This is a genomic window from Hasllibacter sp. MH4015 (assembly GCF_020177575.1).
Classification (GTDB): Bacteria; Pseudomonadota; Alphaproteobacteria; order Rhodobacterales; family Rhodobacteraceae; genus Gymnodinialimonas.
This window is the reverse complement of sequence record NZ_JAHTBK010000001.1, coordinates 2425171-2439732: the sequence shown is the minus strand read 5'-3', so window position 1 is coordinate 2439732 and position 14562 is coordinate 2425171. Positions and strand designations below refer to the sequence as shown.

Below are 14562 nucleotides of genomic sequence, written 5' to 3'. Positions count from 1 at the left end.
ACCACGAGGCAACAACAAGAAGAAAACGGCACGGGCGGACTTGCAGACACCCCCCATGCCGATACGGCAGGTCCTGAGGCACGATCCCCCAGTGTGCCCGAGCAGGACATCCCCTCTAACCGGACGGGGCGTCAGTCTCGTCCGGTATATCCCCCGCGTTCGGGGGGCGTCGCAATGATCAAGCATCGCGGATTTCCCGGGCGGCTTCCCAGCAGCGACTATTCCTTCACCATCAGGCGCGCCAACAAGGGCGGCGCCACGAAGCTGATCGCGCGGGAACGCTACGCCGACAGACGGCCCGCCGACCGCCGCGCCGACGCCGCCTTCATGGAGGCGCTGTGGCTCTATTTCGGCGATGAACCGTTCGAGCGAGGCAATCTCGATGCCGGGCGGCTCAGCTGGCTGTTCGGGCGCGAGGTGATCGCGGCGGAAGATCCGTTCGATGCCGAAAGCTATGACGCGCTGTTGCAGATCGATGAAAGCCGCGCCCGCGCGTCTTTTCCCGAAGCCTTCGACGGATCGGGGTTCTGGGAGGGGCGATCGGCATGAATTCGCCCGTCAGTAACCTTTATGAGCGGTTGAGCGCGCAGATGCGCACCCCTGCCATTGGGCCCCTTTCGGGCCATTCGATTCCTGTCATGGTGCAGAGGTCGGCCACTGTCCCCAGTTGTTTTTATGCGGCCGACACCCACAAGACGTGTTACCCTTCCCCTATATGGCGGTCGGCTGGGTCATCCCACCGACCGTCTTTTTTTGCCCAAATCCGGCTGCGGGAAATCCGGACTTATCCACAGGGGGAAAATGCGGTACAAGCGGTTACACGAGGCAAATCGACAGGAGACGCATCAAAATGCGCACCAAACTTTCCATCACCGCACTTTTCGCGGCCATGCTGGCCGTTTCGGGATGCGTCGCATCCGACCTTGAACGCGCAGGCGTTGGCGCGCTGGCCGGCGGTGTCGGCACGGCTGTGCTGGGCGGCAGCGTTGCGACCGGCGTGGTCGTCGGCGCGGCGGCGGGCGCGCTCTGCGACGACGTTAACCTCTGCTGAGGATCGCACCGGGGCCCTAGGCTCCCGTCGAAGACATCGAATTTCGAACCTGCCGGGGCCGATGGGCCCGGGCGGGTTCTTTTGCCATGGGCGGGCCGCATCGGCCCAGGACGAAGGGACGTAATCCATGTTCAACAAGCTGCTGATCGCAAACCGGGGGGAAATCGCCTGCCGCGTCATCAAGACCGCCAAGCGCATGGGCATCCCCACCGTCGCCGTCTATTCCGACGCCGACCGCAACGCGCTGCATGTGAAGATGGCGGATGAGGCGGTGCATATCGGCCCGCCCGCGGCGTCCGAAAGCTATATCGTGATCGACAAGATCATGGGCGCGATCCGCGACACCGGTGCCGATGCGGTCCATCCCGGTTACGGCTTCCTGTCCGAGAACAAGGCATTCGCGGAGGCGTTGGAAGCCGAGGGCGTGGCCTTCGTCGGCCCGCCCGCATCGGCCATCGAACAGATGGGTGACAAGATCACGTCGAAAAAGATCGCGGCGGAGGCCGGCGTCAGCACGGTGCCCGGCCATATGGGCCTGATCGCGGACGCGGCGGAGGCGATCAAGATCTCTGGCGAAATCGGCTATCCGGTCATGCTCAAGGCCTCTGCAGGAGGTGGTGGCAAGGGGATGCGGATCGCGTGGTCCGAGGATGAGGTGGCGGAGGGCTTCCAGGCCTCCAAGAACGAGGCCGCCAGTTCTTTTGGCGACGACCGCATGTTCATCGAAAAGTTCGTGACCCAGCCCCGCCATATCGAGATCCAGGTCCTTGCCGACAAGCACGGCAACGCGATCTATCTGGGGGAGCGGGAATGCTCCATCCAGCGCCGCAACCAGAAGGTCATCGAAGAAGCGCCCTCGCCCTTCCTGGATGAGGCGACCCGCAAGGCCATGGGTGAAGAGGCCGTGGCGCTGGCCAAGGCCGTGGGATACACCAGCGCGGGCACCGTGGAGTTCATCGTCGACGGTGAGCGGAACTTCTACTTCCTGGAGATGAACACCCGCCTCCAGGTGGAACATCCGGTGACTGAGCTGATCACGGGCGTCGATCTGGTTGAACAGATGATCCGCGTGGCGGCGGGGCAGCCGCTGGAGATGGCACAAGACGACGTCACACTGACCGGTTGGGCGATGGAATCCCGCCTTTACGCCGAGGATCCGTACCGCAACTTCCTGCCGTCCATTGGGCGGCTCACCCGCTATCGCCCGCCGGCGGAAGTCGCCGCAGGCCCGCTGCTGGACACCGGCAAATGGCAGGGCGATGCCGACAGCGGCGAGACGGCGGTGCGCAACGATACCGGCGTCTACGAGGGCGGCGAGATTTCCATGTATTACGACCCGATGATCGCCAAGCTCTGCACCTGGGCCCCGGATCGGCCCGCCGCGATCGAGGCGATGCGCGTGGCGCTCGATAGTTTCGAGTTGGAGGGGATCGGCCACAACCTGCCCTTCCTCAGCGCCGTCATGGACCACCCGAAATTTGCGTCCGGGGATATCACGACCGCCTTCATCGCCGAGGAATATCCCGACGGGTTCGAAGGCGTGACGCTGCAAGAGGCCGATCTGGTCCGCGTGGCCGCCGCTGCCGCCGCCATGCACCGCGTTGCGGAGATCCGGCGCACCCGTGTCTCGGGCCGGATGGACAACCACGAACGTCGCGTAGGCGCCGATTGGGTCGTCTCGTTGCAGGGCCAATCCTTCAATGCGGTGATCGAGGCGGATCACGACGGCTCCACCGTCACGATTGACGGCAAGACCCTGCGCGTGGCCAGCGACTGGACTCCGGGCGATCAACTGGCGCGGCTGTCGGTCGATGGAACAAAGCTGGTTCTGAAGGTCGGCAAGCTGCCCGGCGGGTTTCGCCTGCGCACCCGTGGCGCGGAACTGAAAGTCCATGTCCGCACGCCCCGCCAGGCGGAGCTTGCGCAACTGATGCCCGAGAAGCTGCCGCCCGATACCTCGAAACTGCTGCTTTGCCCGATGCCGGGCCTTGTCGTGAAAATCGACGTGGAAGAGGGGCAGGAGGTTCAGGACGGGCAGGCGCTCTGTACCGTGGAGGCGATGAAGATGGAGAATATCCTTCGCGCCGAACGCAAGGGCGTGGTTGCCAAGATCAATGCAGGCGCGGGCGACAGCCTGGCCGTGGACGATGTGATCATGGAGTTCGAGTAACCCTTATGCGGGATCTGCGCGGATATCGGGCGGGAGGGGCGGAATGAGCTGGCTCACCGCCATTGATCCGCGCATCTGGCAGGCTCTGATCGCGGGCGTGTTTCTGGCGGTCGGCTGGATCGTGAACGGTCGCCAGAACCGCGCTGAAGCACGGCGGCTCAAGGCCGAGAAAATGCGGGATTATCACAAGGCGATCTATGCCGAGATCCGCAATTCGATCGCCGTGTTCTGGGATGACGGGAAGGCGAGACGCCATGCGGCGGGCTTGGTGAAAAGCATGCGGGCCGATCCGTCGTTCCGGCCCTTCATCGCTCACGAGCGGCACGACCTGGTCTATGAGGCAATCCTGGGCGAGATCGAGACGTTGCCGCGGTCGACAATTGATCTGGTGGTCGCCTATTACGGACAGGTCGCCTCGATGACCGCATTGGCGCGGGATCTTCGGAACCCGGAGGCGTTGCGCGGCGCAGACGTGCCGGTTTCACCCCGCAGGGGCCGACGCAGAACGTCAACGCGACAGAACCAGACCCGGCTTATTCGCCTCTATCTGGATTACTTCCACACCCGCGAGCGGGCCTATCTGCAGGGGTTGGATACGTTGGATGTCATCCGCGCCTTCGCCGATGGCGGACCGGATGCGGCAGAGCAGCGCGTGCTGGAGATCAATAACCGGGACGCGGACCGGCGCGACCGCCAACAGGGGTCGGCGTAAGCGGAATGGTCGGTTCTTTCTTCATATCTCCGCCTCCTTTGTGTGCGACGCCTTTGGGTACCCTCAATATAGGGGAAATCACCCCAAAACGCAAGGAAATCGCTCAGCCGCCGCGCTGCACCTCTTCCTGGCGCAGCTGGAAATTGTCGATGGCGCGGATGATCTCGCGCACGTCGCGCGGGGCGGGGCGGCGCATCCCCACGGCGCCGTCCTTGGCCACCACCACCACCGAGAACCCACGCGGGCGCAGGGCGCGGCGAATTGCGGACCGTGCGGCGGGGTCGGTGTCGAAGATGATCACGACGTCGCGCTCCAACAGGGCGTCGGGGCGCTGGGTCAGCAGTTCCATCTGCTCCACGAACCTCGGATCGGCGGGCGTGTCGGCGAAAACCACGATGGGCCGGGCGATCCACTGGAATTCCTCCAGCGTCAGACCCTCCGCACTGCGCGGGGTCAACGGGTCCACCGCTTCGGCCACTATGTCGGGCGCGTCATCGGCCATGGCGATGGTCGCGTCGCTGGCATCCTGCGCAAGCGCGGGCAAGGGCGCAAGCAGCGCGGCGCAAAGCAATGAAATCAGGGGATTGGGTCGCATCTTTCCTCCAGTTGTGACAGATATAGGAAGCGGCGCGGACAAAGCGAAGCCTTTTAGATCACAAAGCGCCTTCTTGACCGGATCTTCACCCATTCCTGCCCATTCTGGTGACCGGATGACCTCCGCCGCCGGAAAAGGACAGAAGATGCACGTGATCTTGCATGTGGGCGCCCACCGCACCGCGACGACGACGTTCCAGACCCACCTGGCCCATCACCGCCCCCTGCTCCACGACGCGAAATGTGGATATTGGGGGCCGAAAATCACCCGCGGCGGATTGTTCGGACAGGCGATGGGCGCGCGCCACACGCCCTTCCCGGGGGAAATGCCGCGCATGGCCAAACGCGTGGCGATGCGCGTCGAACAGGCCCGCCAGCGCGGCATCACCCGGCTGATCGTGAGTGATGAGAACATGTTGGGATCGCTGCGCAATTGTCTTGAGGATACGGCACTTTACCGTGATGCGGGGCAGCGGCTTGCCACCTTGGCGGGCGGGTTCGGCAAGCACCGGGTGACGATTGCGATTGGCCTGCGCGCCTACGATGATTGGTGGACCTCCGCGCTTGCCTTCCGGTTGTTGCGGGCCGGGCCGCTGCCCAAGGATCGTCTGCGCGAATACCTCGTCACGCAGCCGCGCCGGTGGCGGCATGTGGTGGAGGATGTGGCGCGCGCCGTGCCCTCCGCGCATATCGCCGTGTGGACGTATGAGGCGCTTGGCGCCCATCCCGACCGCGTGTTGTCTGAATTGACCGACATCGCGACGCCCGCCCCCGATGCACGCACCCTCAACGCCCGACCCGACGTTCCCGCATTGCGCGACTACCTGCGGGCCTGCGATGTCGATGCGGACACGTACCTGACAGACGATGGCCGCTTCGCACCGTTCACAGAAGATGAACGCGCGGCGCTTCAGGCCCAATACGACGAAGACCTGCACTGGCTCCGGAACGGGGCGGGCGGGTTTGCCGATGACTTGGACGCGCCTTCGACGCAGATCGAAGCCCGGACAGAGGATGGAAGAGGATCCAGAGATGACGGAGAAGACCGACGCCTGGCGTGACCGGGCCGAAAAGGAACTGCGTGGGCGCAAGCTTGATGACCTGACGTGGAAGACGCTGGAAGGCATCGACGTCAAACCGCTCTACACCGCCGCCGACCTTGAGGGGCTGGACCACGTCGACACGCTTCCGGGGGAGGCCCCGTTCACCCGTGGCGTGAAAGCGACGATGTATGCGGGCCGTCCCTGGACGATCCGGCAATATGCGGGCTTCTCCACGGCGGAGGAATCGAATGCCTTCTATCGGCAGGGTCTGGCCGCCGGGCAACAGGGCGTGTCTGTGGCCTTCGATCTGGCCACGCACCGGGGCTATGACAGCGACCATGACCGTGTCGTGGGCGATGTGGGCAAGGCCGGTGTGGCAATCGACAGCGTGGAGGACATGAAGATCCTCTTCGACGGTATTCCGCTGGATCAGGTCAGCGTGTCGATGACGATGAATGGCGCGGTGATCCCGATCCTCGCCAATTTCATCGTCGCGGGGGAGGAGCAGGGCCACGACAAGGCGGTCCTGTCCGGCACCATCCAGAACGATATCCTCAAGGAGTTCATGGTCCGCAACACCTATATCTACCCGCCCGAACCCTCAATGCGGATCATCTCTGACATCATCAGCTATACCTCTGATAACATGCCGAAATTCAATTCGATCTCGATCTCCGGCTACCATATGCAGGAGGCGGGCGCGAACCTGGTGCAGGAGCTGGCCTATACCATCGCCGATGGCCGCGAATACGTGCGCGCAGCGATCGAGGCGGGGATGGATGTGGACAAATTCGCCGGACGCCTGTCGTTCTTCTTCGCCATTGGCATGAATTTCTTCATGGAAATCGCCAAGCTGCGCGCCGCCCGCACGCTCTGGCACCGCGTGATGACCGACTTCGGCGCGACATCCGAACGCTCCAAGATGCTGCGCACCCATTGCCAGACGAGCGGGGTCAGCTTGCAGGAACAGGACCCCTACAACAACGTCGTGCGCACGGCCTACGAGGCGATGAGCGCGGTTCTGGGCGGCACGCAATCGCTGCATACGAACAGCTTCGATGAGGCCATCGCGCTGCCCACCGACTTCTCCTCCCGCATCGCGCGCAACACACAGCTGATCTTGCAGGAGGAGACCGGCGTCACCAACGTCGTCGATCCCCTGGCAGGCTCATATTACATCGAAAGTCTGACGAACGAGCTGGTCGAAAAGGCCACCGCCCTGATGGACGAGGTGGAAGAGATGGGCGGCATGACCAAGGCCGTCGCCTCCGGCCTGCCGAAACTGCGGATCGAGGAAAGTGCCGCACGGCGTCAGGCCATGATTGACCGGGGCGAGGAGGTGATCGTCGGCGTCAACAAGTACCGCAAGGACCGAGAGGATCCGATCGACATCCGTGACATCGACAACGCCGCCGTGCGCGACAGCCAGATCGCGCGGCTGGAGCGGATCCGGGCGGAGCGCGATGCGGCGGCCTGCGCGGCGGCGCTCAAGGATCTGGAACGGATCGCGAAGGAGGGCGGCAATCTGCTTGCCGCAGCGGTCGAAGCGGCGCGCGCGCGCGCGACAGTGGGGGAAATCAGCATGGCGATGGAAAACGTGTTTGGCCGCCACCGGGCCGAGGTGAAGACATTGGCGGGGGTCTACGGCTCTGCCTATGAAGGTGACGAGGATTTCGCAGCCATTCAGGGCGAGGTGGAGGCATTCGCGGAAGCCGAAGGGCGCCGCCCCCGGATGCTGGTCGTGAAGATGGGCCAGGATGGCCATGACCGGGGCGCGAAGGTGATCGCGACGGCGTTTGCGGACATCGGCTTTGACGTTGACGTGGGTCCGCTCTTCCAGACGCCGGAGGAGGCCGCGCAGGACGCCATCGACAATGATGTCCATGTGATCGGGATTTCCAGCCAGGCAGCGGGGCACAAGACGCTGGCCCCGAAGCTGATCGAGGCGTTGAAAGCCGAAGGCGCGGGCGAGATCCTGGTGATCTGCGGCGGGGTGATCCCGCAGCAGGATTACGATTTCCTGAAACGGGCGGGCGTGGCGGCGATCTTCGGTCCCGGCACCCATATCCCGTCTGCGGCGCGGGACATTCTGCGGCTGATCGGGGAGGCGCGCGGCTAGAGGCGGCGCGTTTGGCTGATTGAGGGAGCGAGGGGCCAGCCCCTCGCGCTCCCCGGGATATTTTGGGCACATGGAAGAGGGGGCGCGGGCGATCTAGGTGCCGGGTTCCTCGATGATGTAGTCTTCCCACTCCTCTTCCGGCACCTCGAATTCCGGCACGGTGAGGCCGCGGACGGAGATGCCGGCGGCATGTACGCTTTCCGGATCGCCGGACACCAGGGGGTGCCAGTATTTCAACGGCCTGCCTTCATGGAGCAGGCGGTAGGCGCAGGTCTCTGGCATGAAATAGGCGACGTCCTTCATCGTGCCCGGCGTTAATTGGATGCATTCGGGTACCAGCGTCTTGCGGATCTCGTATTGTCCGCAGCGGCAGGTCTGGTCGTCCAGCAACCGGCAGGCGACGCGGGTCAGGGCAACCTCCTGCGTGTCCTCGTCCTCCAGCTTGTTGAGGCAGCATTTCCCGCAGCCATCGCAGAGCGCCTCCCATTCCTCGCCGGTCATCTTTTCGGGCGGAATGCGTTCCCAGAACCGCTCCCTCATGGGGCCAGCGCCGCGCGGGCGGCGGCCTGGTCGGCGTCCATCTGGACGATCAGCGCCTCAAGGCTGTCGAATTTCGCCTCCCCCCGCAGGTAGTCGACCAGGCCGACCGACAGATGCGTGCCGTAGAGATCGCCCGAGAAGTCGAACAGGTACGTCTCCAGGTTCGGGGTCTCGCGCGCGAACATCGGGCGATAGCCCAGGTTCGCCACGCCGCCATATTGCCCCGCATGGGGGCCATCGCGCACCTCGACCGTCACCGCATAGACGCCGGGCTTGGGGACGTGGAGCCCCTCAAGATCCATGTTGGCGGTAGGATAGCCAAGTTCCCGCCCGCGCTTCTCTCCGTGCAGGACCGGGCCCGCGATCCGGTGCCAATGGCCCAACATCGCGGCCGCATCGCGGGGGCGCCCGTCACTCAGCGCGGCGCGGATCGCGGTGGAGGAGACGGCGCCCGCGTCGCCCTCCAGAAGCTCCGCGATGGTCACGTCGAAGCCCAGATCGGCCCCCATTGCGCGCAGGCTCTCCGCCGTTCCCTTGCGCCCTTTGCCGAAGCAGAAATCTGCCCCCACCACCGCGTGGCTGATGCCAAGGCCGCCGACCAGCACGTCGCGCACGAAGGCCTCCGCGCTCAGGCCCGAAAGACGCGTGTCGAACGACAATTCGGCAAGCAGGTCCACGCCCAGTTTCTCCAGACGGCTGGCGCGCGCTTCCGCGTTCATCAGGCGGAAGGCGGGGGCGTCGGGGGCGAAGAATTCGCGGGGATGCGGCTCGAACGTGACAACGCCCAAGGGCACGCCCACGCGCTTGGCAAGGCCCAGGACATGCTGGTGGCCGCGATGCACACCGTCGAAATTCCCGATGGCGACGGAGGCCCCGCGATCCCGGGGCTGCGCGAATTGGTAATCTCGAAGGACTCGCATGGGCGCAGTTAGGATACCCCACCCGCCGAGTGCAAGCCGTGCAGGCCCGGTGGCGGCCTAGTCGAACTTGCCGGAGGGGGCCAGCACCGTCGCCTCGCCCTTCAGCACGACGGTGTCCCCCACCCGCGCCTCCGTCATCAACTGGACGCGGCGGCGGGCATAGTCGATGGAGAGAACGGTGACGATCGCCTCCACGCAATCCCCGGGGCGCACGGGGGCCATGAATTTCAGGGTCTGGCCCAGATAGACGGTGCCGTGGCCCGGAAGCTGTTCGCCGATCACGGCGGAGATCAGGCCAGCGGTCAGCATCCCGTGGGCGATCCGACCCTCGAAAATCGTATCCTGGGCATAGCCGTCATCGAGGTGGACGGGATTTCGGTCGGTGGAGACCTCGGCGAACATCTCGATATCCTGATCGGTGATGATTTTCTGCAATGACCGGGTCATTCCGACCTCAAGGTCTTCCACCACGATAGTGCCGGTTGAGATGTTATCGAGCATATCGCCGTCCTCCATGGCCCCCTCATAGGGCGAATCGAGGCCATTCTGCAATGCAGAAAGTAATAAACGATGAAAATGGGCGCGAATGTCGCAACTTTGTTGCGTGGCGGATTTGCGGGATCAGCGGAGCATCCCGATGGAATAGGTCGGCTCCAGCTGCGCATCGGTCAGGAACCGGGCGAGCTTCGACGGGTCGGGCTGGTGATCCGTCCCCGTCTCCTCCCGCGCAAGACCGCCGGTGATGAAGAGCGTGTCGATATTCTCCCCGATGCCGCCGGGAATGTCGGTCACGATGCCGTCGCCGATGGCCAGAAGCCGGTCGTCGGAGGCGGGCTTTCCGATCTGGGCCAGACGCCGCCGGGCCAGGTCGTAGATCGGCGGATGGGGTTTGCCGAAATAGAGGCTCTCACCACCCATCTCCGTGTACAACTTCGCCAGCGCGCCCGCGCACCATTCCCGGCTGTCGCCCCGGTCGACAACGATGTCGGGATTGGCGCAGAGCAGCTTCAGGCGGCGCGTCTTGGCAAGCAGGAAGTGGGGCCGCATCACCGACGGATCGGCGTGGGGGTCGAACGGCCCGGTGCAGACGATGCCCTCGGCCTGATCCAACTCCACCCGCTCGATCTCCACCGCGTCCTCGATCAGTTCCATCGGCGCGAAGAAGGGATCGTCATGCGGCTCGCCGATATGCCAGACCTTGCGACCCACTGCGCCCGTCAACATGGCGGCGCGCGCGCTGTCGCCGGAGGTGGCGATCACGTCCCAGCAATCGCGCGGCACGCCGATGCGGTCGAGTTGCTTGGCCACGCTGTCGCGCGGGCGTGGCGCGTTGGTAAGCAGCAAGACGGTGCCGCCCTTGGCCTTGAACGCGCGCAAAGCCTCCACCGCGGCGTCAAACGCGGTCAGGCCATTGTGGACACATCCCCAGAGGTCGCACAGAACCGCGTCGTAGAGGTCGGACACCTCGGCCAGGTTTTCGATGATGCGGGTCATGTCTGCGCTCCGAATTTCGTTGGAGGCAGGCTTACGGGATCGGGCGGCGGGCTTCTACCGGAAGATGCAGTTCGTGCCCGCCCAAACGGCGTCGATCCGCGCGCCATCCTCGGTCAGAAGGCCGTAGGTGTCATTGAAGGCGAATTCGGTGCCAAGCCCGCTGTCGAAAAACTCTACCCCGCCATGGGCCGTGAGGTTGCTGACCGGCGCCGTCGGCCAGAGTCCTGTATCGGTGGCCAGCAAATCGCCCGTTCCCATGAACCAGCCAACGAAACGGTCGTCCTGAAACATCAGCGTGATGCTTTGCGGAAGGGTGGCCGAGACCATGGGTCCTGCCCCGCATTCCTGCGGGAAGCCCACAACGACCTCGTGGCCATACACGCCAACCATCGTGTGCATCACGTCCTGAAATCCGGTGCCGAAGGGCAGGGGGTCGCGAGGGATGCCGCTTTCAGTGGTGCGCAGAAGGCCGGTGCTGGTGGGCGTGATGACGTCGCCGAATTGCGGCCAATGCTCGTTGGCAGCGGCGGGCAGGGCAAGAGACGCGGCGATGGCGGCAATTAAGGCAAGGCGCATGGGGAAGGCTCCGGTCGGGTCAGGGTCGCGTCCAGCGTGGCCCCGGGCACAGGGGCGGCGCAAGGCGGGAAACCCCGCCCTGGCCAGATTTGCTGGCGTTCAAAGCGTGATGCGATAGCGCGCGAACCCGTCGGGGCCGTCGCCCGCCGCCTCGATCATCACGCCTTCGACCGCATCCATGAACTGCGCCGCCGCAGGCCCGGTATCGAAGAGGACACTGGTGCCTTCCATCGGCGCGAAGGTCCAGTTGGCGTCCGCCGAGGGGCTGACCGTGCCTTGCTCCACGATATAGCGCACGATCACGTCGCGGTTCGTGTCCGGGCCCTCGAAAACCGTCGTCTCGGGTGAGGCGCCGGGGAAGCTGCCGCCGCCGCCCGCGCGGTAATTGTTCGTGGCCACGATGAATTCCTGATCCGGGTCGATGGGCGTGCCATCGAAAGTCAGGTTGATGATACGATGGGTATCGGACACGACCACGCCGTCATTGTCGTAACGCGACGGCTGGCTCAGGTCGATCTGGTACTCCACCCCGTCGATCACGTCGAAATTGTAGGACGGGAAATCGGGGTTCAGCAGGACCTGGTCCGCCTCTCCCGGATTGATCTGGTTGAACATCCCCGCGCTGCGTTCCAGCCATTCGCGCACCTGCGCCCCGGTGATCCGCACCGCACGCACCGTGTTGGGATAGAGGTAGAGGTCGGCCACGTTCTTGATCGCGATCGGCCCCGCGGCGACGTCCGTGTAATATTCCGGCCCCCCGCGTCCCCCGGCCTTGAAGGGGGCTGCGGCGGACAGGATCGGCAGCCCCTCATGCTCCGTCCCTTCCATCATCTGCTCGATATACCAGGTCTGCGCATTCGACACGATCTGGACGGAAGGGTCATCGGCCACCAGCGCGAAGTAGGAATGGAGCGACGCATCGGTCTGCCCCACTTCGGCCCGCACATAGTCCAGTGTCGCCTCATGGTCGGCCTCCACCGCCGCCAGCACCATGGGCACGCTCTCCACCAATGCGGTGACGGAGCGGTCCTCCTCCCGCCGGGAAATCGGCCGCGCCTCGGACGTGTGGGAGGCGATGCGCCACGTATTCCCGTCGCGTTCCAGCATCAGGTCGACCAGTCCCATATGACTGCCCCAGAACCCCGCCATCACGCCCGGCTTGCCCATGATCGTACCCGCCGCCACGTCGACACCCGCGAAATCGGTGTAATCCGTGCCGGGGAAGACAAGGTGGCTGTGGCCCGTCAGGATCGCGTCGATCCCGGCAAGGGCCGCCAGCGGGATCGCCGCATTCTCCATCCCGTCCGCATGGTCCGCCGCACCGATCCCGGAATGGCTGAGGGCAATGATGATCTCCGCCCCCTCCTCCTGCATCTGGGGGATATAGGCGCGCGCGGTCTCCACGATGTCGCGGGCCTGCACGTTGCCCTCCAGATGTCGCCTGTCCCAGGTCATGATCTGCGGCGGGACGAAGCCGATCAGCCCGATGCGGATCGGATGTTCCTCGCCCGCGCCGTCGGTCAGCATACGGTCGATCATCACGTAGGGCGGCACCAGCGTCGTGTCGTCCCGCGGACTTGCCCCCATCTCGGTGACGACATTGGCGCAGACCACCGGGAAATCCGCCCCGTTGAGCGAATTCATCAGGAAATTCAGACCATAGTTGAATTCATGGTTCCCCAGCGTCGAGGCATCGAAGCCAAGCGCGTTCATCGCGTTTATCACCGGGTGGCTGTCGCCCTCGGCCATGCCGCGTTCATAGGCGATGTAATCACCCATCGGGTTGCCTTGCAGGAAATCCCCGTTGTCGAGCAGCAGGGAATTGGTCGATTCCGCGCGGACATCCTGGATCAGTGCGGCGGTTCGGGCGAGGCCAACTGTATCAACGGGCCGGTCGCCGTAATAATCGTAGGGATAGACATGCACGTGCAGGTCCGTCGTCTCCATGATCCGCAAATGCGCCTGCCCCGCCTGCGCCCGCACGGAAAACGGGTGCAGCGCGATGAAGCTGGCGGTCGTGCCAAGGAAGGTGCGGCGATTTACGTGAAACGGCATGGTCTGGATCCCCCTGAATGTCCGATGGGATCAGCCTAGCACCGTCATGTGACACGACGGCGGCAATTCTCTCGCGCCCGGGTGCCGCGCCGAACCCGAACGCCCCAGGGCTGGCCAAGCTCTTGTCATGAAAGAAAAAGGCGGCCCACCGGACCGCCTTTCCATGCGCAGAATTTGGCCGATCTGGCCAGACGCGCGCGTCAGACGGCGCGGCTCAAACGGCGAGGTTCGGGATGATCTGCTTCTTTCGGCTGACCACACCGGGCAGGACAAGCGTATCGCCGTTACCGGCCACGGTGGCAAAACTCTTCTCCGCCACGCCCCGCACCAGATCGTTGGGGACCAGCAGCGTCGCCTCTTCGTTCAGAATGTCCACGACAAACAAAAGCACCTGGTCGGCCCCGTCTTCTTCCGCCACGCCCGGCATCGCGCCCATCAGCGCGTCCTTGCGCGACAGGACGGTGTCAGGTGACGTGGTTTCCAGCACGGATACGCGGAAGGTCTTGCCGCCGACCTCGTAGGTCTTGGAATCCATGCGCAGCAATTCGGCGTCCGAAAACGCGGAGACATCGGATTTCGCCGCGAACATATCGGCCGCATATTCGGAGATATTGACGCCCAGATCCTTGGCCAGATCCTCGGCCACCGCGCGATCCTCCTGCGTTGTCGTGGGGGAACGGAACTCCAGCGTATCGGACAGGATACAGCTCAACATCGCGCCCTTCACGCCTTCGGGCGCCTGGCTCATATGCTTGCCGATCATCTTCCACATGATCGTGGCGGTGCAGGCCAAGGGCTCGATCCGGATGTCGATGGGGCCCTTGGTTTCAAGGCCGCCCACCAGCTTGTGATGGTCGATAATGGCGCGGATATCGGCGGCGTTGATGTCGGCGGGAAGCTCCCCGGGATTGTTGGTGTCCACGATCACTACGGGCGTCTCGGGCTCCACACCCTCGATGATCCGCGGTTTGTCGAGCGACCAGCGGTCCAACATGAACGCGGCTTCCGTATTCGGCTCCCCCAGCAGGACCGGCTCTGCCGTCTCTCCCTTGATCTGGTTGAGGTACCAGGACCAGATGATGGGCGATCCGGTGGAGTCGGTGTCGGGCGATTTGTGGCCGAAAACAAGGGTGGTCATGTGGTGCGTCCATGTCATGTGCGGAGTTTGCGGCCCTTCTAGCGGCGGCATCTGCGGATGTCACGGGGGGGCGCGGACGCAGTTGCCCTTTGGCGACGCCGCCGATTTCGGCTATGGCCGCAGAGTACGTGCATTGCTCGGCCATGCCGC

At 64.4% G+C, this 14562-nt stretch carries 14 protein-coding genes; 6 read left to right on the top strand and 8 right to left on the bottom strand.

What is annotated here, in order from left to right; genetic code table 11:
• Nucleotides 1-174 precede the first annotated feature (174 nt).
• From KUW62_RS12505 to KUW62_RS12490, 4 genes are all read left to right on the top strand, one after another.
• A complete protein-coding gene (locus tag KUW62_RS12505) occupies nucleotides 175-549 on the top strand; it encodes a hypothetical protein (protein ID WP_224815800.1) in 375 nt (124 codons plus the stop codon).
• 301 nt (nucleotides 550-850) lie between these two features.
• Nucleotides 851-1051, top strand: coding sequence for a hypothetical protein (locus tag KUW62_RS12500; RefSeq protein ID WP_224815799.1), 201 nt, complete (start codon nucleotides 851-853; stop codon nucleotides 1049-1051).
• Nucleotides 1052-1178: 127 nt separating this feature from the next.
• Nucleotides 1179-3221 carry an acetyl/propionyl/methylcrotonyl-CoA carboxylase subunit alpha gene (locus tag KUW62_RS12495; RefSeq protein WP_224815798.1) on the top strand — a complete coding sequence of 681 codons (2043 nt, stop codon included), beginning with the start codon at nucleotides 1179-1181 and terminating at the stop codon, nucleotides 3219-3221.
• Between the two features lie 43 nt (nucleotides 3222-3264).
• Nucleotides 3265-3933 carry a hypothetical protein gene (locus KUW62_RS12490; protein ID WP_224815797.1) on the top strand — a complete coding sequence of 223 codons (669 nt, stop codon included), beginning with the start codon at nucleotides 3265-3267 and terminating at the stop codon, nucleotides 3931-3933.
• A gap of 103 nt (nucleotides 3934-4036) precedes the next feature.
• Here KUW62_RS12490 and KUW62_RS12485 read toward each other — a convergent pair whose 3' ends face one another.
• Nucleotides 4037-4528: a DUF4174 domain-containing protein gene (locus KUW62_RS12485; RefSeq protein ID WP_224815796.1), complete on the bottom strand. Its 492-nt coding sequence runs from the start codon at nucleotides 4526-4528 to the stop codon at nucleotides 4037-4039.
• 145 nt (nucleotides 4529-4673) lie between these two features.
• On the opposite strand from KUW62_RS12485, the gene KUW62_RS12480 reads away from it, so the two are divergent.
• Together KUW62_RS12480 and scpA are read left to right on the top strand one after the other, a co-directional pair.
• On the top strand, nucleotides 4674-5588 hold the full coding sequence (locus KUW62_RS12480) for a hypothetical protein (protein WP_224815795.1): 915 nt from the start codon (nucleotides 4674-4676) through the stop codon (nucleotides 5586-5588).
• Nucleotides 5560-7689, top strand: coding sequence for a methylmalonyl-CoA mutase (scpA, locus tag KUW62_RS12475; protein ID WP_224815794.1), 2130 nt, complete (start codon nucleotides 5560-5562; stop codon nucleotides 7687-7689). Before KUW62_RS12480 ends, scpA begins: the two co-directional genes overlap by 29 nt.
• 93 nt (nucleotides 7690-7782) lie before the next feature.
• On the opposite strand, the gene KUW62_RS12470 is transcribed toward scpA, so the two are convergent.
• The 7 genes from KUW62_RS12470 to KUW62_RS12440 all read right to left on the bottom strand — a co-directional run bounded on the left by KUW62_RS12470 (nucleotide 7783) and on the right by KUW62_RS12440 (nucleotide 14412).
• Complete coding sequence (locus tag KUW62_RS12470) at nucleotides 7783-8229, bottom strand: YcgN family cysteine cluster protein (protein WP_224815793.1); 447 nt, start codon at nucleotides 8227-8229, stop codon at nucleotides 7783-7785.
• Nucleotides 8226-9149, bottom strand: a complete 924-nt coding sequence (locus KUW62_RS12465; protein ID WP_224815792.1) for a bifunctional riboflavin kinase/FAD synthetase — start codon at nucleotides 9147-9149, stop codon at nucleotides 8226-8228. The genes KUW62_RS12470 and KUW62_RS12465 overlap by 4 nt, the downstream gene beginning before the upstream one ends.
• A gap of 57 nt (nucleotides 9150-9206) precedes the next feature.
• Nucleotides 9207-9650, bottom strand: coding sequence for a MaoC family dehydratase (locus KUW62_RS12460; RefSeq protein ID WP_224817113.1), 444 nt, complete (start codon nucleotides 9648-9650; stop codon nucleotides 9207-9209).
• Between the two features lie 120 nt (nucleotides 9651-9770).
• On the bottom strand, nucleotides 9771-10643 hold the full coding sequence (locus tag KUW62_RS12455; protein ID WP_224815791.1) for a TIGR01459 family HAD-type hydrolase: 873 nt from the start codon (nucleotides 10641-10643) through the stop codon (nucleotides 9771-9773).
• A 54-nt stretch (nucleotides 10644-10697) separates the two neighbouring features.
• Nucleotides 10698-11219: a hypothetical protein gene (locus tag KUW62_RS12450; protein ID WP_224815790.1), complete on the bottom strand. Its 522-nt coding sequence runs from the start codon at nucleotides 11217-11219 to the stop codon at nucleotides 10698-10700.
• Between the two features lie 99 nt (nucleotides 11220-11318).
• Nucleotides 11319-13274, bottom strand: coding sequence for a bifunctional 2',3'-cyclic-nucleotide 2'-phosphodiesterase/3'-nucleotidase (locus KUW62_RS12445; protein ID WP_224815789.1), 1956 nt, complete (start codon nucleotides 13272-13274; stop codon nucleotides 11319-11321).
• 214 nt (nucleotides 13275-13488) lie between these two features.
• Nucleotides 13489-14412, bottom strand: a complete 924-nt coding sequence (locus KUW62_RS12440; RefSeq protein WP_224815788.1) for a manganese-dependent inorganic pyrophosphatase — start codon at nucleotides 14410-14412, stop codon at nucleotides 13489-13491.
• Between the last annotated feature and the right edge of the window lie 150 nt (nucleotides 14413-14562).